General features: G+C 65.5%; 17 protein-coding genes. 4 read left to right on the forward strand and 13 right to left on the reverse strand.

Going from position 1 to position 17,362, the window contains the following annotated elements; translation table 11 throughout:
- Positions 1-45: 45 nt before the first annotated feature.
- The gene (locus AC4FWB_RS22235; protein WP_491028389.1) at positions 46-525 is read right to left on the reverse strand and encodes a MarR family winged helix-turn-helix transcriptional regulator; all 480 of its coding nucleotides are present in this window, start codon (positions 523-525) and stop codon (positions 46-48) included.
- Between the two features lie 86 nt (positions 526-611).
- Here AC4FWB_RS22235 and AC4FWB_RS22240 point away from each other — a divergent pair, with 86 nt between their 5' ends.
- Positions 612-929, forward strand: a complete 318-nt coding sequence (locus AC4FWB_RS22240; RefSeq protein WP_491028390.1) for a hypothetical protein — start codon at positions 612-614, stop codon at positions 927-929.
- 12 nt (positions 930-941) lie between these two features.
- On the opposite strand, the gene AC4FWB_RS22245 is transcribed toward AC4FWB_RS22240, so the two are convergent.
- The 3 genes from AC4FWB_RS22245 to AC4FWB_RS22255 all read right to left on the reverse strand — a co-directional run bounded on the left by AC4FWB_RS22245 (position 942) and on the right by AC4FWB_RS22255 (position 3,565).
- On the reverse strand, positions 942-1,580 hold the full coding sequence (locus AC4FWB_RS22245) for a 5'-methylthioadenosine/S-adenosylhomocysteine nucleosidase (protein WP_491028391.1): 639 nt from the start codon (positions 1,578-1,580) through the stop codon (positions 942-944).
- Between the two features lie 142 nt (positions 1,581-1,722).
- Positions 1,723-2,181 carry a PaaI family thioesterase gene (locus AC4FWB_RS22250; RefSeq protein WP_040973884.1) on the reverse strand — a complete coding sequence of 153 codons (459 nt, stop codon included), beginning with the start codon at positions 2,179-2,181 and terminating at the stop codon, positions 1,723-1,725.
- A gap of 94 nt (positions 2,182-2,275) precedes the next feature.
- Complete coding sequence (locus AC4FWB_RS22255) at positions 2,276-3,565, reverse strand: RsmB/NOP family class I SAM-dependent RNA methyltransferase (RefSeq protein WP_491028392.1); 1,290 nt, start codon at positions 3,563-3,565, stop codon at positions 2,276-2,278.
- A gap of 327 nt (positions 3,566-3,892) precedes the next feature.
- Here AC4FWB_RS22255 and AC4FWB_RS22260 point away from each other — a divergent pair, with 327 nt between their 5' ends.
- Entirely contained in the window at positions 3,893-4,570 is a 678-nt protein-coding gene (locus tag AC4FWB_RS22260; protein WP_491028393.1) for an MIP family channel protein, read from the forward strand.
- 171 nt (positions 4,571-4,741) lie between these two features.
- Here AC4FWB_RS22260 and katG read toward each other — a convergent pair whose 3' ends face one another.
- On the reverse strand, positions 4,742-6,955 hold the full coding sequence (katG, locus tag AC4FWB_RS22265; protein WP_491028394.1) for a catalase/peroxidase HPI: 2,214 nt from the start codon (positions 6,953-6,955) through the stop codon (positions 4,742-4,744).
- Between the two features lie 141 nt (positions 6,956-7,096).
- Between katG and AC4FWB_RS22270 the strand changes: the two genes are divergently transcribed.
- Positions 7,097-8,005, forward strand: coding sequence for a hydrogen peroxide-inducible genes activator (locus AC4FWB_RS22270; RefSeq protein ID WP_491028395.1), 909 nt, complete (start codon positions 7,097-7,099; stop codon positions 8,003-8,005).
- Here the strand turns inward: AC4FWB_RS22270 and atzF are convergent.
- The 8 genes from atzF to AC4FWB_RS22310 are packed head-to-tail and all read right to left on the reverse strand — an operon-like array spanning position 7,984 to position 16,291.
- Positions 7,984-9,825 carry an allophanate hydrolase gene (atzF, locus tag AC4FWB_RS22275; RefSeq protein ID WP_491028396.1) on the reverse strand — a complete coding sequence of 614 codons (1,842 nt, stop codon included), beginning with the start codon at positions 9,823-9,825 and terminating at the stop codon, positions 7,984-7,986. The genes AC4FWB_RS22270 and atzF overlap by 22 nt on opposite strands.
- On the reverse strand, positions 9,822-10,172 hold the full coding sequence (locus AC4FWB_RS22280) for a cupin domain-containing protein (protein WP_491028397.1): 351 nt from the start codon (positions 10,170-10,172) through the stop codon (positions 9,822-9,824). Before AC4FWB_RS22280 ends, atzF begins: the two co-directional genes overlap by 4 nt.
- Entirely contained in the window at positions 10,165-10,833 is a 669-nt protein-coding gene (locus tag AC4FWB_RS22285; protein WP_491028398.1) for a cysteine hydrolase family protein, read from the reverse strand. The genes AC4FWB_RS22280 and AC4FWB_RS22285 overlap by 8 nt, the downstream gene beginning before the upstream one ends.
- Positions 10,833-12,365 carry an ABC transporter ATP-binding protein gene (locus AC4FWB_RS22290; RefSeq protein WP_491028399.1) on the reverse strand — a complete coding sequence of 511 codons (1,533 nt, stop codon included), beginning with the start codon at positions 12,363-12,365 and terminating at the stop codon, positions 10,833-10,835. The genes AC4FWB_RS22285 and AC4FWB_RS22290 overlap by 1 nt, the downstream gene beginning before the upstream one ends.
- 10 nt (positions 12,366-12,375) lie before the next feature.
- Positions 12,376-13,077 (reverse strand): biuret amidohydrolase, encoded by a 702-nt coding sequence (gene biuH, locus AC4FWB_RS22295; RefSeq protein ID WP_491028400.1) that lies wholly within the window; start codon positions 13,075-13,077, stop codon positions 12,376-12,378.
- A 16-nt stretch (positions 13,078-13,093) separates the two neighbouring features.
- Positions 13,094-14,020 (reverse strand): ABC transporter permease, encoded by a 927-nt coding sequence (locus AC4FWB_RS22300; RefSeq protein WP_491028401.1) that lies wholly within the window; start codon positions 14,018-14,020, stop codon positions 13,094-13,096.
- Positions 14,020-15,144, reverse strand: coding sequence for an ABC transporter permease (locus AC4FWB_RS22305; protein WP_491028402.1), 1,125 nt, complete (start codon positions 15,142-15,144; stop codon positions 14,020-14,022). Before AC4FWB_RS22305 ends, AC4FWB_RS22300 begins: the two co-directional genes overlap by 1 nt.
- Positions 15,145-15,163: 19 nt before the next feature.
- Complete coding sequence (locus AC4FWB_RS22310) at positions 15,164-16,291, reverse strand: BMP family ABC transporter substrate-binding protein (protein WP_491028403.1); 1,128 nt, start codon at positions 16,289-16,291, stop codon at positions 15,164-15,166.
- Between the two features lie 291 nt (positions 16,292-16,582).
- On the opposite strand from AC4FWB_RS22310, the gene AC4FWB_RS22315 reads away from it, so the two are divergent.
- The gene (locus AC4FWB_RS22315; RefSeq protein ID WP_491028404.1) at positions 16,583-17,257 is read left to right on the forward strand and encodes a GntR family transcriptional regulator; all 675 of its coding nucleotides are present in this window, start codon (positions 16,583-16,585) and stop codon (positions 17,255-17,257) included.
- Positions 17,258-17,362 lie beyond the last annotated feature (105 nt).

Consider the following 17,362-nt stretch of genomic DNA (forward strand, 5'->3'; position numbering starts at 1 on the left):
AGAGAAAGAAATGAGTCGACGCAATGGGTCGCGCGGTCGCGCCGCTCACTTCGATTCAGGCGCTTCCAGTGCGCCGGCCCGCCCTGCGTCGAGTGAGCGCAAGGCGTCCATCAGCGCCGCGAACCGCTGTTGGCCGATGCGATCAATGTAACCGCGCTCGATCTGAAGCTTGATGCGATCGCCGTCGCGCAACGCATCCAAACCCTTGGCCGTATAGCGCACAAGCTTGCCGCGCCCGTCCCGGGGGTCGGGAAGCCGCTCCAGCACGCCTTCCGCTTCCAGCCCGTCGAGCAATTGCTGAACCGCCTGCTTGGAGATGGCCGTGCGCTCGATCAACGCCGACTGGCGCGTGCCGTTGCGGGAAATGTGCCCGAGCAGACCGGCGCGCGCTTCGCTGAACCAGGCGTGGCCGGCGGCCCGCATGGCGGCAGCAAATTCCGCCTGCCAGGCACGGCTCGCCTGCCACAGCCGCCAGCCGACATGATCGGGCAACGCCTGCGGTTTTTCGTCAAGCTCCTTGACCACTTGATCTGAACTCCATATAGTCAAGATACTTGACGATATTCACGCCGTCGAGGCTCTTCCGAAACGGGAAATCGTGGACAGTGACAATGACGATACTGAACAGGGACACGCTGGCCATTATCATGGTCGGAACGACGCATGTCATCGACATGGGTGGCAAGAGCGCCTTCATCCACTACGAAAACGCAGACTGCGCGCATATGCTGTTGCCAGACGGCACGCGTTTTCATGGGGTTTGGATGCTGCTTGACGACGGCTACAAGGTCGAATGGAAGGACGGCCCCCAGGGCACGTGGAAACTCCGTCACACGCCGGGAGCAATCGACTATCTCGACGCAAGCGGCGCCCCCCGTGGACGCATTTCACGCATCGATTTCGGCGATCCGCAGCGCCTGGCTGCCTGATCCGCGTGGCAGTCAGCCACCAAGCAGGCCGCCGCCGATCGCCTGTTCAAGCAAGCCGATGGCGGCCGCCAGCTTCTCGTCGATGACGTGCAGATATTCCGTCCAGTCGCCAACATGCCTGAGATCGGCGGCGCCATCGGAAATGCCGCGCAGGCCGATCAGCGGCACGCCGAAGAGCTGGCAGGCGCGCAGGCAGGCGAAGGTCTCCATGTCGACCATGTCGGCGTCGATCGCGTCATAGCCGATGCCGGTGACGATCGCGCCGCCGGTCGAGAGCGTGGCGCCCTTGATGCCCGGGATGACGAAGGGCAGCGGCACCGTCACCGGCAAGTCGAGGAACGGCGTGGCGCCCTTCTCGAAACCGAGCGGCGAGGCATCCATGTCGCGGTAGCTCACCGACACAGCCTGGTAGATTTCGGTCTGCTCAAGCGTGCGGCTTCCCGCGGAGCCGAGCGAGACGACGAGCTCCGGCAGCTCGCCCTCCGCCTTCAGCGCCGCAAGCTCGGCGCCAAGCCTCAGGGCGGCCTCGACCGGACCGACCCCGGTCATCAACGGCGTGAACAGTTCTTTGAGATGCGGGCCGTATTCGGCCTCCGCCGCCATGACGAAGAGAACGGATTTGCCCGACAGGCGCGACACTTTACCGGTCATGAGGCTCTACCCTTTTGTTGCCCCTGCGAAAGGGAAAGGGCAACGTGCCCTCGCCGCCTCCCGGCCCTTCGCCATGGCTCGGGGCGTTCGTCGCTCGAAAAGCCCATTTGGGGGCTTTTTCGTCCGCTATGCGGACCGCTCCTCACCCTTCTATCCCATCGCGGCCGACCACCGTCATCATCGTGCCGGTCATGGTGGCGATAAGCTTGGCCTCGCCATCGGCGGCAAAGGCGTAGGCCTGGCCGTCGGCGACGATGATGGTGCGGCCGGGCTTTGTCACCGAGCCGCGGAACAGGAAGCGCTCGCCCCTGCCCGGCGCCAGCAGATTGACCTTGAATTCGATGGTCAGCACGCTGGAATTCTGCGGCATCAGCGAGAAGGCGGCATAGCCGCAGGCCGAGTCCAGCGCCGTCGAGATGACGCCGGCATGCAGGAATCCGTGTTGCTGGGTTAGCGAAGGCGCATAGGGCATCTCGATCTCGATGATGCCGGGCGTCACCAGCGTCAGCTCCGCGCCGATTGTGGCCATGGCTTTCTGGCGGGCAAAGGAAGTCCTGACGCGATCCTCATAGTCGGGAGCGGGTACGATCTTAGCTGCCATGGCCTTCGCCTCACTTTTGCTGGCGAAGCTTATTGCAGAGGCAGGCCGGACAGGCAATGTTTTATGTTGCAGCGCAGCAAAGTGGTGGCTGCTCTCAGGCGGCCCTGCGCAAGGCATGGAAATAGAAGCCGTCGGTGCCGCTGAGCGCCGGCGACAGCGAGATGCCGCCGGCGTCGGCGATGCGCGCGGCGCCTTGATGGCCGGGGAAATGGCTGTCCCAAAGCTTGCGATGGTCGACCGGCGCAAAGTTGCCGTGGCGTGCGCGGAAAGCCTGGACCTGCTCGCCGTTTTCGGCATCGAACACCGAACAGGTGATGTAGACGAGCAGTCCGCCGGGTTTCACGAAGGCCTGCGCCGTGTCGAGGATCGCCAGTTGCTCGCCCTTGCGGGCGTCGAGCTGCCTGTCGGTCAGCCGCCATTTGGCGTCGGGCCGCCGCCGCCAGGTGCCGCTGCCGGTGCAGGGCGCGTCGATCAGCACGATGTCCATATGACTGGACAGCGGCGCGAGCTCCGCGGGCTTGCTGACGACCTGGACATTGCGGCTGTGCGCGCGGCGGATGCGCTCGAATATCGGCGCCAGCCGCACCTTTTCCGCGTCATGGGCGAACACCTGGCCGCGATTGTCCATCTCGGCCGAAAGCGACAGCGTCTTGCCGCCGGCGCCGGCGCAATAATCGAGCACCTGCATGCCGGGCGCGGCACCGGCAAGCGCCGCGGCAAGCTGCGAGCCCTCGTCCTGCACCTCGAACCAGCCCTTCTGGAAGGCGGGCTCGGCCTGCACGTTCGGATGCCTGCCGTCGCCGTCGATCGGCGGGATGCGGATGCCGTGCGGCGCGATCGCGGCAGGCGCCGCACCCGTGCCCTGGAGTTCCGCCAGCACCTTGCCGCGGTCGGCCTGGAGCGCATTGACCCTGAGATCCAGCGGCGGGCGCATCGCGAGCGCCGCCCCTTCCTCGACCCAGGCATCGCCATAGGCCTGTTCCAAGAGCGGCGCGCACCAGTCCGGAACATCGGCCCGCACGGCGGCGGGCGCATCGGCCGACCGGCGCCCGGCAACCGCCTTCAATTCGGCGGCGCTGAGCAGCGGCGGCGCGAACTTGTCGCCGTCGAGCGCATCGTTGAGAGACTGCGCCGTCTGGCCCCATTCCAGCAGCAGCGCGCCGAAGCCGATGGCGCGCGGCGTGTCCTCGCCGAAGAGCCAGCCGGCCGAGCGCTTGCGGCGCAGCGCGTCGTAGACGATGTTGCCGATCGCCGCGCGGTCGCCGCCGCCGGCAAAGCGGTGCGACAGGCCCCAGTCGCGCAAGGCGTCGGCCACCGGCCGGTGACGCCGGCTAATATCTTCCAGAACTTCGATGGCCGCCGCCAGCCTTCCGCCCAATCTCATTCCTGCTTCCGTCTGTCATTGCTTCGACCCTGCTCTTAGAGCCTTTCTGGCCAGGATTGAAACAATCTATTTGGGTTGCCGGCGAAACGCCGTTTTCAAAGCCGCGCTAATTCGCCGAACGATTTTCTCAAAATCGGGCGACACAATCGAAGAACAAGAACAATCGATAAGAGTATGAAAAATCTCTAATGTCTTTGACTGGCGCGCGCAAGCAAGCCTTCTGGCTTAACCCCTCTTCTTTCCAAGTCTTTCGGGCAGGAATACTCTTTCGCCTGTGATTCGCGGCGCGGGAAACGCGGTGTGACGGATCCTCATGAGGAGAGGGCAATGAAGACTTATCTGGCAGAAGTTCTAGGCACGTTTTTGTTGGTGTTCATCGGCACGGCCTCCGTGGTCACGGGCGGTTTCGGCGGCGCGCTGCCGCTCGGCCAGGAAGGCATCGGCCTGGCGTTCGGTATCGGCCTGATCGCCGCGGCCTATGCGATCGGCCCGATCTCGGGCGCGCATCTCAATCCGGCGGTGACGCTCGGCGTGTTCCTTGCGGGACGGATGCCGGCCAAGGATGTCGTGCCTTACTGGATCGCGCAGATCATCGGCGCCATCATCGCTTCGCTGGCGCTGTGGATCATCGTCACCGGCCAGGCGGGCGGCCACACCGGCGGCTTCGGCGCCAATGGCTGGGACGAGGCGAAATGGGGCATGAGCTCGGCCTTCCTTTGGGAGCTGATCGGCACCTTCACCTTCGTCACCGTCATCCTCGGCGTCACCAACGCCAAGCACACGACGGCCTTTGCCGGCCTGGTCATCGGCCTGACGCTGGCGGCAATTCACTTCGCCATGATCCCGGTCACCGGCACCTCGGTCAACCCGGCCCGCTCGATCGGCCCGGCGCTGTTTTCGGGTGGCGCCGCGCTCAGCCAGCTCTGGCTGTTCATCGTCGCGCCGCTGATCGGCGGGGCGATCGCCGGCGTCGTCGCCAAGGCGGGCATCTTCGAGAAAGACTGACCCTAGAGCAGTTCATCGTTTCACGGAGACGCCGAACTGCTCTAACTATTTGTTTTTACGCAATTCCGGACGGAAAACCGTTACACACTTTTCCTGGAATTGCTCTAGCGGGGTTGAATCAAAAAGGCGCGGGGCAAGCCCCGCGCCTTTTTACTTGGGAGGATGAGACCCTTACTTCGAGGCGACTTCGAAGCGATCGAGGTTCATCACCTTGGTCCACGCCTTGACGAAGTCCTTGACGAACTTCGCCTTGGCATCCGCCGAGCCGTAGACTTCGGAGAAGGCACGCAGCTGCGCGTGCGAGCCGAAGATCAGGTCGGCGCGGGTGCCGGTCCATTTGACCGCCTTGGTCTTGCGGTCGCGCGCCTCGTAGACCTCATCCGAGCCCGGCTCGGAGCCGGCGGCCGGATCCCAGACGGTCGCCATCGAGAGCAGGTTGACGAAGAAGTCGTTGGTCAGCGTGCCGGGTCTGTCGGTGAAGACGCCAAGCTTGGAGCCGCCGGCGTTGGCGCCGAGCACGCGCAGGCCGCCGACCAGCACGGTCATCTCCGGCGCCGTCAGCGTCAGGAGCTGCGCCCGGTCGACCAGCATCGCCTCGACCGACATCGGCTGCTTGCCTCTGGTGTAGTTGCGGAAGCCGTCGGCCCTCGGCTCGAGCGCCGCGAAGGACTCGACATCGGTCTGCTCCTGCGAAGCGTCCATGCGGCCGGGCGTGAACGGCACTTTCACCTCATGGCCGCCGTCCTTTGCCGCCTTCTCCACCGCGGCGACGCCGCCGAGCACGATCAGGTCGGCCAGCGAGACCTTCTTGCCGCCGGTCTCAGCCGCATTGAATTCCTTCTGGACGGCTTCGAGCTTCGCCAGCACCTTGGCAAGCTGTACCGGCTGGTTGACGTCCCAGTCCTTCTGCGGGGCAAGACGGATACGGCCGCCATTGGCGCCGCCGCGCTTGTCCGAGCCGCGGAAGGTCGAGGCCGAGGCCCAGGCGGTCGAGACCAGCTCGGATACCGAAAGGCCGGAGGCCAGGATCTTCGCCTTCAGCGCGGCGATGTCCTGGTCGCTGACCAGCTCATGGTCGATCGCCGGGATCGGATCCTGCCAGATCAGCTCTTCCTTCGGTACGAGCGGGCCGAGATAGCGCACGACCGGGCCCATGTCGCGATGGGTGAGCTTGAACCAGGCCCGGGCGAAGGCGTCGGCAAACTGGTCCGGGTGCTGGTGGAAGCGCCGAGCGATCTTCTCGTAGGCCGGGTCGAAACGCAGCGACAGGTCGGTGGTGAGCATCGCCGGCGCGTGGCGCTTCGAGGCATTGTGCGCGTCCGGCACGGTGCCTGCGCCGGCACCGCCCTTCGGCGTCCACTGATTGGCGCCCGCCGGGCTCTTCGTCAGCTCCCATTCGTAATTGAAGAGGTTGTCGAAGAAGCTGTTGCTCCACTTGGTCGGCGTCGTGGTCCAGGTGACCTCGAGGCCAGACGTGATGGCGTCGCCGGCAATGCCGGTGGCGTATTTGCTCGACCAGCCGAGGCCCTGCGCCTCGATGCCGGCACCTTCCGGCTCCGCGCCCACAAGGGCTGCATCGCCGGCGCCGTGGGTCTTGCCGAAGGTGTGGCCGCCGGCGATCAGCGCCACGGTCTCCTCGTCGTTCATGGCCATGCGGCGGAAGGTTTCGCGGATGTCGCGCGCGGCGGCGATCGGGTCCGGCTTGCCGTTCGGCCCTTCCGGGTTGACGTAGATAAGGCCCATCTGCACGGCGCCGAGATGGCCCTGCAGCTCACGGTCGCCGGAATAGCGCTGGTCATCCAGCCACTTGGTTTCGGAGCCCCAGTCGACGTCCTGCTCCGGCTCCCACACGTCGGCGCGGCCGCCGGCGAAACCGAAGGTCTTGAAGCCCATCGATTCCAGCGCGACGTTGCCGGCAAGGATCATCAGATCGGCCCAGGAAATCTTGCGGCCGTATTTCTGCTTGACCGGCCACAGCAGCCGGCGGGCCTTGTCGAGGTTGGCGTTGTCCGGCCAGCTGTTGAGCGGCGCGAACCGCTGCTGCCCGGCGCCGGCGCCGCCGCGGCCGTCGCCGATGCGGTAGGTGCCGGCGCTGTGCCAGGCCATGCGGATGAAGAGCGGCCCGTAGTGGCCGAAGTCGGCCGGCCACCAGTCCTGCGAATCCGTCATCACCTTGTGCAGATCCTTGACCACCGCATCGAGATCGAGGCTTTGGAATTCCTTGGCGTAGTCGAAGTCCTCGCCCATCGGATCCGAGAGGTTCGACTGCTGGTGAAGAACGCCAAGGTCGAGCTGGTTCGGCCACCAGTCGCGGTTGGTCCGACCGGCGGATCCATGCGCCACGGGGCATTTGCCAGCGCTGTTGTCGTCGGTTTTCGCGTCCATCTTACTCTCCGATTTTTGCCGAGTTTTGAATTGAGTTTCCGGGGCAGCCAGCGGCCGCGCCAATCTGGAACGATTCCAGACTAGGCCGGCTGGCCGATAAAGACAAATTGCCTTTGCTGTTTTTTCCGATAGGATTTCCTTATGATCGGTCTCACCGTCAGGCAGATGCTTTATTTCGACGCGCTGGCGCAGACGCTGCATTTCGGCCGCGCCGCGAAGCTTGCCGGCGTCAGTCAACCGGCGCTCTCCGCCCAGATCGCCGAGATGGAAGAGCGGCTGAACTGCCTTCTGTTCGAGCGCGGCGGCAAGACGGTGCGAATGACCGACGAGGCGCTTGTCCTGCAGCCGCGCATCGAACGCATTCTTGCCGACATTCGTGACGTCGAGACGACTGCCCGGCGCGGCCGTCCCGCGATGGAAGGCCGCTTCCGGCTGGGCATCATCCCGACGGTCGCGCCCTATCTGCTGCCGCGCGTCCTGCCAGAATTGAAGCGGCATTTCCCGTCCCTGCAGCTCGAGCTGCGCGAGGCGGTGACCGCATCGCTGGTCGAGGACAATGTCTCGGGCAAGCTCGACGCTTTCATCGCCGCCTTGCCGCTCGACCATCCGGGGCTGGTCACCGAGGAGCTTTTCCCGGACCGCTTCTTCCTTGCGGTGCCAGCAGGCGATCCGGCCTTCGCCTCGCCGCCTGTGCCGCCGGAAAGCCCGGCGCTGGAGCGGCTGATGCTGCTCGAGGAAGGCCACTGCCTGCGCGAGCAGGCTTTAGCCGTTTGCGGCAATGTGCGGCCGGTGGCGATGGCAAGCTATGGCGCAACCAGCCTGACCACGCTTCTGCAGATGGTGGCGCATGGGCTGGGCGTGACGCTGGTGCCGGAAATGGCGGCAAGCGCCGCCGGCGTCATGCCCGACTTGAGGATCGTGCCGTTCCAGGAGCCGATGCCGCAGCGCATAATCTGCATCGCCTGGCGGAAGAACAAGGTACGCCAGGACGAATGCGTGGAACTGGCGAAAATTATCCGCGGGCTGGATCAGGCCGTGCTGGCGACATGAGCCGGAGATCGAGGCGGCTGGCCGTTGTCTGCCCGACCGACGAAGCTGCGCCAGCCGCCGAATGACGAGATGTCGGACGCACCGTTGAGGCCAGCGGTTTCCACCAGAAAGCCCTTGGCCGCGCTGCCGTCCTCGAGCTCGATCGTGCCGATGCAGAGCGGCGGAGGAATGGCCGCGACGAAGCGGCCGAAGGCGTCAGCGCAGAGCCGCCAAATCTCAACTTCGACCGTGGTGCCGCCATCGTCGACACGGATCAGGCCGGGTTTCGGCACGGATTGGCCGGCAAGCGCAAACAGCTTGTAGGCGGATGAGGTCCGCGCCGCCCGCGAGAACCGTGCGCCCAACTGGCTCAGCTGACTGTTGAGCGGCATGCCCGAGAGATGCGCTCCCACCACCACCAGTTCGATCGTGGCGTCCTCGGCCGGCGTGACGGCGGCACGGGCGCCGTATGGTCGCCAACCGGTCGCGCCAAGGCAAAGGCCGCTCGCGGCATGCAGGTCGCGCCCGACCGACGCAACGAGGCCGTCCCTCTCCGCGGCGGCGAGCAAGGTGACGCTCATCGGCAGGCCGTCGCCGCGCCTGCCGGTCGGCACGGCTATGCCGCACATGTCGAGCAGGTTGACGAAATTGGTGTAGGTGCCGAGGCGGCTGTTGGTCGCGATCGGTTCGGCAAGCACGGCATCGACCGAGTAGTGCGTCGGCGCGGTCGGCACGCAGAACAGGTCGACGGAAGCAATGACCGGGGCGAGCCTGGCCTTGTAGGCCTGCAGAGCGTAAAGCCCGCGGAAGGCATCGGCGGCCGAAAGGCCGCGCGCGCCGCCGATGATCTTGCGCGTCACCGGGTGCAGGGCTGCTTCGTTGGCGTCGAAGAAATCGCGGATCGCCGCATAGCGCTCGGCCACCCAGGCGCCTTCATAGAGGAGATCGGCGGTGGCGTAAAAGTCGCCGAACGGGATCTCGATGAGCCTGGCTCCCATCGCTTCCAGCGCAGCCAGAGCAGCTTCGAAACCGGCCTGCATCGACGCATCGCCGAAGAACTTGCGGTCCGCGCGCGCCGGCACGCCGATCGCAAGCACGGGCGGCCGAAGCCCGAGCGGTTCTGCTGGCACGGACCTCGAAAAGACGTCGGACGGATCGAAGCCGGCGGCCACGCCGAAAACAGCATACGCATCGTCGACAGTCAGAGCGAAAACCGACACGCAGTCGAGCGTCCGGCAGGCCGGCACGACGCCGGTCGTCGACAGCGCGCCGACCGTCGGCTTCAGCCCGACGATGTTGTTGAGGCCGGCCGGGATGCGGCCGGAGCCGGCTGTATCGGTGCCCAGCGCGAAGGAAACGATGCCCCGCGCCGTCGCCACCGCCGAACCGGACGAAGAGCCGCCCGGCACCAGTTTCGGATCAATCGCATTTCGAGGGATCGGCCAGGGCGTGCGCACGCCGACGAGACCGGTCGCGAACTGGTCGAGATTGGTCTTGCCGACGACCAGCGCGCCGGCTGCCTTCAGCCGCGCGACCACGGTGGCGTCGCTGTCGGGCCAGTAGGTGTATTCGGCGCAGGCGGCGGTCGTCGGCATGCCGGCGACGTCGATATTGTCCTTGACGGCGAAGGGGATGCCCCAAAGCGGCTTGGCCGCGGGGTCGAACGGACCGAGCGCCTCGGCGGCGGCCAACATCTCGGCCTGCGTCGCGAGATGGATGAAGATGCCGGGATCGCCTGCGGCCTCGATGCGGGCGTGGACAGTATCGATGACTTCGCCAATGCCGGCACCGGCCTGATAGGCGGCGTGCAGGCCTGCTATGTCGAAGCGCATATCGTTCATTTCGCCTCCCCCAGGATGATTACCGGCAGGTCCCACTGGATCAGCACGACGCAGCCTTCTTTCGTCCACACCGAGTGCTCGCTGCCCACCGGGTTCAGGACCACGCTGCCGGCAGGATAATCACCGTTCTCGTCGCTCTGGGTGCCTTCCAGCACGACAATGGTTTCCAGCCCGGCATGGCGGTGGCGCGGCACGCCGGCGCCTGGCCCGTAGCTGAGTATTGCTACCGACGGCTCGACCGGCCCGCCCTTCAACAACCAGTGCACGCCGATACCGTCGCGGAAATGCTCGAACGCCAAGTCGCGCCAGCCGCCGTCGAGCAGGCCGGCAAAGGCAAGATTAGGCATTCGCAATTCCCTCGAGCACCTGATCGGTCGTCGCCGTCCAACCAACGATGGCGCCTTGCGCCCGGATCATGGCCAGAGCCGCTGCCTTGAATTCGGGGAAATAGCTTTCCGTGGCATCTTCGGCGAGCAGGCACTCATAGCCGCGGTCGTTGGCCTCGCGCATCGTCGTCTGCACGCAGACTTCGGTGGTGACGCCGGCGAAGACCAACTGCTCGGCGCCGAGATTCTTGAGGTCGTCGCCGAAGGAGGTGGCATAGAAGGCGCCCTTGCCAGGCTTCTCGATGACGATCTCGCCGGGCAGTGGCGCGAGCTCGTCGAGGATCGCGGTGCCGGGCTCGCCGGCGATCAGCACGCGACCCATCGGCCCGACGTCACCGATGCGGATCGGCGGATTGCCGCGGTCGCGCTTGGTCGGCGGCAGGTCGGAAAGATCCGGCCGGTGGCATTCCATGGTGTGGATCACCGGCAGGCCGGCGGCGCGAAAGCCTTCGATCAGCCGCTTTACCGTCGGCACGATCGCGGTCACACGGCTGACGTCATTGCCGAGGCTGGCGCCGAAGCCGCCCGGCTCGGCGAAATCGCGCTGCATGTCGATGACGACCAGCGCCATGGTCTGCGGTTTGAAGGCGAACGGAAATGGCTGCGCTGCGATCTCAGCCATCAGTGATGTCCCGCCATGTGCGCACCGATGGTCTGCACGCTCGCCTGTGCGATCGGCGTCTCGTAGACCAGCGCGCCCTCAGACATGACGATGATGCGGTCGGAGAGCTCGAGCAGTTCGTCGAGATCTTCCGACATCAGAAGTATCGCGGCGCCCGAATTGCGCGCTTTCATGATGCGCGCCCGGATCTCAGCTACCGCCGAGAAGTCGAGACCGAAGCAGGGGTTGGAGACGATCAAGAGATCGACCTCGCCGGTGAGTTCACGGGCGAGCACGGCGCGCTGGACGTTGCCGCCCGACAAGGAGGCGATCGGCGAGGACAGCGATGCGGTCTTGACCTTGAACTGCTCGACAAGGCGGGCGCTGAAGGTCCTGATGGCACCGGTGCTGATCCAACTTACCGGCTTGCCGTTGCCGTCGATATCGAAGGTGCGGAAGGCGATGTTCTCGGCCACCGTCATCTTCGGCGCGCAAGCGTTCTTCAGCGGCTCCTCGGGGATGAGGCGGACATTGCGCGCGCGCGCCTCGGCGCGCGTCGCCCTGTAGGCGGTGCCGCGCACCATGACTTCGCCGGCATCGCGCGGGCGCTGCCCGGCCAGCACTTCGAGGAATTCCTTCTGGCCGTTGCCGGAAATGCCGGCGATGCCGACGATCTCGCCGGAACACACGCCGAGATCTTCGATCCGGATCGATTTCAGACCGGTGCGGTCCGGCGCCTTCAGCGCCTTGACCTTGAGCACGATCTCGGCGTCGGGCTTCGGCGCGGCGCGGCTGTCGAGCGCGGCGATCGGCTGGTCGCCGATCATCATCGCCGCCATCTGTCTGTGGTCGAGGTCGGCGACGCGTCCGGTGCCGGTCAGCCTGCCCTTGCGCAGCACGCTGACGTTGTCGGCGAATGCCGTGACCTCGTGGAACTTGTGCGAGATCATCAGCACGGTGAGGTCGCCAGCTTGGGTCATGCCACGCACCAAGCCCAGCACCTCCTGCGCCTCGCCAGGGGTCAGCACCGAGGTCGGCTCGTCCAGCACCAGGAATGAGCGACCGAGATAGAGCTGCTTGACGATCTCCAGCTTCTGCTTCTCGCCGGCGGCAAGCTCCGCCACCTTGACGTCGAGCGGCAGCTTGAACGGCATCCGCTCCATGAATTGTGCAAGACCGGCGCGCTCCTTGCGCCAGTCGATGACGACCGGCACTTTCTCGCGCGAAATCACCAGGTTCTCGGCGCCGGTAAGCGAGGGGACCAGCGTGAAATGCTGATAGACCATGCCGAGGCCGAGCGCCGAGGCGTCCCTGGGGCTGGCGATCGCCACTTCGCGTCCGTCGACCAGCATGTCGCCGGAAGTCGGGTGGTAGAACCCCATCATGCACTTGACCAGCGTCGACTTGCCGGCGCCGTTCTCGCCGAGCAGCGCGTGGAAGGAGCCGGCCGGCACCTTGACCGAGACATCGTCGAGCGCCGTGAAGGCGCCGAAGCGCATGGTCATGCCGATGGTCTCCACGCCGACCGCCTTGCTGTTGGTGGTTCCGCTCATCGTCCGATCCTCACGGCAGCTGGGCGACGAGAGCGGCAGCGTTCGACACGGCGCCGAAGACGCCACCCTGCATCTTGATCATCTTGATGGCGGCGAGGTGGTTGCCGTAGTCGGTGGCGCCGCAGCAATCCTCCAGCATCACGCATTCGAAGCCGCGGTCGTTAGCCTCGCGCATGGTGGTGTGGACACAGACATCGGTGGTGATGCCGGTGAGCACGATGTTTGCGATGCCGCGCTGGTTGAGGATCAGCTCGAGGTCGGTGGCGCAGAACGAGCCCTTGCCCGGCTTGTCGATGATCGGCTCGCCCTCGGCCGGATAGAGGTCCGGAATGATGTCCCAGCCCGGCTCGCCGCGCACCAGGATGCGTCCGCAAGGGCCGGGATCACCGATGCCGGCATTGATGCGGCGCGAGCGCCAGCGCTTGTTGGCCGGCAGGTCGGCGAGGTCGGGCCGGTGGCCCTCGCGCGTGTGGATGATGGTGTAGCCCTTGGCGCGCATCGCCGACAGCACGGACTTGATCGGCTCGATCGGCGCCCTGACCAGCGACAGGTCGTAGCCCATGTGGTCGACATAGCCGCCCGGCCCGCAGAAATCGGTCTGCATGTCGATGATGATCAGCGCCGTGTTGTCGGGCCGCAGATCGCCATTGTAGGGCCATGGATAGGGGTCGGCGTCGATGTGGCGCTGATGGATCCCGGCTCTGGCGTTCATGGCAAAAACTCCGGTCTCATTTGGTGATCGACAGTTCGCACGGCGCGCCGGCGAGCGAGCGGCTCGGCGACGAGGTGGCGATCATGATGACGAGGGTGAGGATGTAAGGGGCGGCGTAGAAGAGGTAGTAGCCCTGGGTGACGCCGACCGACTGCAGCGCCGGCCCGAGCGCGCCGGCGCCGCCGAACAGAAGGGCGGCGGCAAAGCAGCCGAGCGGGTTCCAGCGCGCGAAGATGACCAACGCCACCGCCATCAGCCCCTGTCCCGACGAGATGCCCTCGGTCCAGCTGCCGGGGTAGTAGAGCGACAGGTAGGCGCCGCCGATGCCGGCCAGCGCGCCGCCGACGCCGGTGGCGGCGAGACGCATCGTGTTCGGGTTGAGGCCCATGGCGCGCGCCGCATCGGAACTGTCGCCGACGACGCGCACGATGAGGCCGGAGCGCGTATTGCGGAAGGCCCACCACAGGAACACCGCCAGTGCCGCGCCGATCAGGAACAGCACGTTGACGTCGAGGGCTGCCCGCACCTGGGGGATGTCCGACCAGGCACCGAAGGGAATGGCCGGCAGGTCGGGCGCCGAAGGCTGGATGAACGGTTTGCCGAAGAAGAAGGCGAGGCCCGATCCGAAAAGCATCATGGCGATACCGATGGCGATGTCGTTGACCTTCGGGAACTTGCAGATCCAGCCGTGGAAAAGGCCGAAGCAGAGGCCGGCAAAGGCGGCGGCGATGAGGCCGAGCCAGGGCGATCCGGTCATCACCGCCACGGCATAGGCGCTCATGGCGCCGAACACCAGCGTGCCTTCGAGACCGAGGTTGATGCGGCCGGAGCGCTCGGTGATGGCTTCGCCGAGCGAGACGAAGATGAAGGGAGTGGAAACGCGGATGGCGCCGCCGAGGATGGCGAGCGGCACGCCCCAGAGGCCGATCTCCGTGCCGTCCATCAGCTGCTCCTTCGCCAGAGATCGGGATTGAAGGCCTTGAAGCGGCCGTAGAAAGTTTCGCTGAACAGGATGACGATGAACAGCATGCCCTGCAGCACCAGCACGGTGGCGTCAGGGAGATCCATGCGGCGCTGGATCAGCCCGCCCGATGCGTCGATGCCGCCGAGCAGGAAGGCGACAGGGATGATGGCCAGCGGATTGTGGCGCGCAAGGAAGGCGACGAGGATGCCGGTGTAGCCATAGCCGGCGGCGAGCGAAGCGTTGGCGCTGCCCTGCACCGCGGCGACCTCCAACATGCCGGCCAAACCCGCAAAGGCGCCGGCCAGGCCGGTGAAGCCGACGATCAGCGAGCCGACGGCAAGCCCCTGCACCTGCGCCGCCCTGACGTTGCCGCCGGCGATGCGGGCGGCGAAACCCCAGCGGGTCTTCTCGATCAGCACCCAGGACAGGACGCAGGCGACGACGCCGGCGGCAAGGCCCCAATGCACCTCCATGCCCGGCATGTTGCCGATGCGGTAGATGTCGGCCAGCGGCTGGGTCGAGGGCTTGTTGAGCGACGCCGGGTCGCGCAGCGGCCCTTCGACCAGCTGGTTCATCAGGGCGATGGCGATGTAGGCCATCAACAGGCTGGAGATGGTCTCGTTGACGGCGCGGTAATGGCGGAGCGCGCCGACGGCACCGATCCAGATGCCGCCGGCGGCCATGCCCGCCACGCCCATGACGAGAATGACGATGAAGGAGGGAGCGCCATTGAGCGCCATGGCGACTGCAGCGGCGGCGACGCCGCCGAGCACGATGGCGCCCTCGCCGCCGATGACGACGAGGCCGAGCCGGGCCGGCAGCGCCACGCAAAGTGCTGCCAGCAGCAGGGGCGCGGCCCGCGACAGCGAGTTCTGGACCGAGAACCACGAGCCGAAGCCGCCGCGCCACATCGTTTCATAGAGCTGGACCGGCGACTTGCCGACCAGCGCTATGAACAGGCTGAACAGAGCCATGCCGACGATCAGCGCCGCGAGCGGAATGACCAGAGCCTCGGCCCGCCGCGCGACCCACTCGAGCGCCGCCGGATAGGCTTTGGCGCCGAAGGTCGCGGGCACGCCGGCACCTGCGATCGTGTCTGCCATCTTGCCGCCTCCGTCGGGTTCAGGCGGTCGAGCCGACGACGCCCTCGACGAGATAATCCATGCTTTCGAGCTCGATCGCGGTTTCGGCGAAGGCCTGGCCTTCGGTCGCAACGACAGCGCCCTTGTTGCTCTTGAGCGGACCCTTGATGACGGAGAAGCCGCCCTTCATCATTTCGGCCAGAGTGGCGTCGAACTGCTTGCGCGCCGCCTCGCCGACGGCCGGACCGAGCGGGCTCATCTTGACGAAGCCGTCGGCGAGGCCGCCGCGCGTGAAATTGGGCAGCGGCGTGCCAGCGATGAGATCGTCGACGAACATCTTATAGACCTTGGCCCAGTTCCATTCGGCGCCGGTCAGGTACTTTTCGGGCGCCAGCGGGCTCTGGTTGGCATGGTATCCGCAGACAAAGGCGCCGCGGCCGGCGGCCGTCTCGACCACCACCTTGGGGCTGTCGACATGGCAAGTGACGACGTCGACGCCCTGGTCGACCAAGGCATTGGTGGCTTCAGCCTCCTTGACCGCCAATGACCACTCGCCGGTGAAAATCACCTGGCAGGTGATCGCCGGATCGACGGCGCGCGCGCCGAGCAGGAACGAATTGATGTTGAGCAGGACCTGCGGGATCGGCTTGGCGGCGACGAAGCCGAGCTTCTTCGACTTGGTGGTGTGGCCGGCAACAATGCCGTTCAGGTACTGGCCCATGCCGATATAGCCGAAATAGGAGCCAGCATTCATCGGATGCTTGTCCTTGTTCCACATGCCGCCGCAATGGCGGAACTGCACGTCGGGGAATTTCGCGCACATGGCGAGCATATGCGGATCGAAATACCCGAAGGAGGTCGGGAAGATCAGCGAGGCGCCATCGAGGTTGATCATCGATTCCATCGTCTTCTGGACATCGACGGTCTCGGGCACGTTCTCTTCCTCGACGACGGAGAGGCCCTCGATGCCTTTCAGCGACGCCGCTCCCTCGGCATGCGCCTGGTTGTAGCCATAGTCGTCCTTCGGCCCGACATAGATGAAGCCGACGGTGGCGGAGGCAGCGAAGGCTCGGCTGATGGGGAAGGCTGCGGACGCCAGGCCGAGCGCCGCTCCGGCTGCGGAGGTCTTGAGCAGGTCACGGCGGTTAAGCATGAATCTCGCGGTCATATTGAATGCTCCCCTGTAGGACCCTTTCCGGGTCGGTTAATGTGCCCTTAAAAAAGTGCATGCAATCGCCGTGCCAATTCATTTGCTAAAATTTTCTCAATGAAATCAACGTCACCTCCAAAAGCACCTGCTCATGCCGGAGACATTTGCATGCACTTTTTGCCTCGAAAATAGACGATTTGACAGGCAGATTAAAATTGAGGCATAGGGAGCTAGTATCGAGTCGAAAAGGCGGTACCGCCTGATTCCAGAAGACGACTGGACGGAGGAGATTTGTCGGGGAAGCGCAGCTTGATCAGGTCGGGCACGACCGTGGATCAGATGGTGAGGGCGATCGGCGACCGGATCGTTACCGGCTTCCTGCGCCCTGGCGAGAAGCTCGACGAAACCTCGCTTGCCGCCCGTTTCGACGTTTCCCGCACTCCGGTCAGGGAGGCGCTAGGCCAGCTTAGCGCCATGGGCCTGGTTGAAAGACGGCCTAACCGCGGCGCAATCGTCGCGGTGGTGACGCAGGAGCATCTGGCCTCGATGTTCGAGAGCATGGCCGAGCTGGAGGCGATCTGCGCCCGGTTCTCGGCCGAACGCATGACCGCAGCCGAGCGCCGCGCGCTAGAGATAGAGCATCAAGCTTCGGCGCGGATGGTGCAGCTCGGCGCCGAGGAGGACTATGAGTATTTCAACACCGAGTTCCACAGCCGGCTCTATCGCGGCGCGCACAACGCCCACATCTGTGAAATGACCATGACGACGCGGAGCCGGCTGGCCCCGTTCCGCCGCGCCCAATTCATGCTGCCGGGACGGCTCGCCAAATCCTGGCAGGAGCACGACGTGATCGTGACAGCGATCCTGCGCGGCGATGCGGCGGGAGCAGGCAAAGCCGCGCGGGATCACGTCTCCATCGTCAGCGAAGCGAGCGCGGTGTTCGCAGCCGGAGACAAGCCCCTGGTCGGAGCAAGGCGTCCGTAGGGCTGTTCAACTGGCGCCTAAGCGCCAACGTGTGCAGGTCGGGGTTGGGAATTTGCCCAGCGCGACGGCAGTTCCTGACCTCGGCGGTCGTCTATCTTTCTGCAC

Source organism: Mesorhizobium sp. LEGMi-168a (assembly GCF_058312955.1).

What these genes read in the sequence shown, in the direction of transcription:
- katG (WP_491028394.1), bottom strand. Translation starts at nt 6,955, where the DNA reads ATGGACGCGAAAACCGACGACAACAGCGCTGGCAAATGCCCCGTGGCG.
- AC4FWB_RS22310 (WP_491028403.1), bottom strand. Translation starts at nt 16,291, where the DNA reads ATGACCGCGAGATTCATGCTTAACCGCCGTGACCTGCTCAAGACCTCC.
- AC4FWB_RS22270 (WP_491028395.1), top strand. Translation starts at nt 7,097, where the DNA reads ATGATCGGTCTCACCGTCAGGCAGATGCTTTATTTCGACGCGCTGGCG.
- AC4FWB_RS22285 (WP_491028398.1), bottom strand. Translation starts at nt 10,833, where the DNA reads ATGGCTGAGATCGCAGCGCAGCCATTTCCGTTCGCCTTCAAACCGCAG.
- AC4FWB_RS22240 (WP_491028390.1), top strand. Translation starts at nt 612, where the DNA reads ATGACGATACTGAACAGGGACACGCTGGCCATTATCATGGTCGGAACG.
- biuH (WP_491028400.1), bottom strand. Translation starts at nt 13,077, where the DNA reads ATGAACGCCAGAGCCGGGATCCATCAGCGCCACATCGACGCCGACCCC.
- AC4FWB_RS22300 (WP_491028401.1), bottom strand. Translation starts at nt 14,020, where the DNA reads ATGGACGGCACGGAGATCGGCCTCTGGGGCGTGCCGCTCGCCATCCTC.
- AC4FWB_RS22260 (WP_491028393.1), top strand. Translation starts at nt 3,893, where the DNA reads ATGAAGACTTATCTGGCAGAAGTTCTAGGCACGTTTTTGTTGGTGTTC.
- AC4FWB_RS22250 (WP_040973884.1), bottom strand. Translation starts at nt 2,181, where the DNA reads ATGGCAGCTAAGATCGTACCCGCTCCCGACTATGAGGATCGCGTCAGG.
- AC4FWB_RS22245 (WP_491028391.1), bottom strand. Translation starts at nt 1,580, where the DNA reads ATGACCGGTAAAGTGTCGCGCCTGTCGGGCAAATCCGTTCTCTTCGTC.
- AC4FWB_RS22255 (WP_491028392.1), bottom strand. Translation starts at nt 3,565, where the DNA reads ATGAGATTGGGCGGAAGGCTGGCGGCGGCCATCGAAGTTCTGGAAGAT.
- AC4FWB_RS22305 (WP_491028402.1), bottom strand. Translation starts at nt 15,144, where the DNA reads ATGGCAGACACGATCGCAGGTGCCGGCGTGCCCGCGACCTTCGGCGCC.
- atzF (WP_491028396.1), bottom strand. Translation starts at nt 9,825, where the DNA reads ATGAACGATATGCGCTTCGACATAGCAGGCCTGCACGCCGCCTATCAG.
- AC4FWB_RS22290 (WP_491028399.1), bottom strand. Translation starts at nt 12,365, where the DNA reads ATGAGCGGAACCACCAACAGCAAGGCGGTCGGCGTGGAGACCATCGGC.
- AC4FWB_RS22280 (WP_491028397.1), bottom strand. Translation starts at nt 10,172, where the DNA reads ATGCCTAATCTTGCCTTTGCCGGCCTGCTCGACGGCGGCTGGCGCGAC.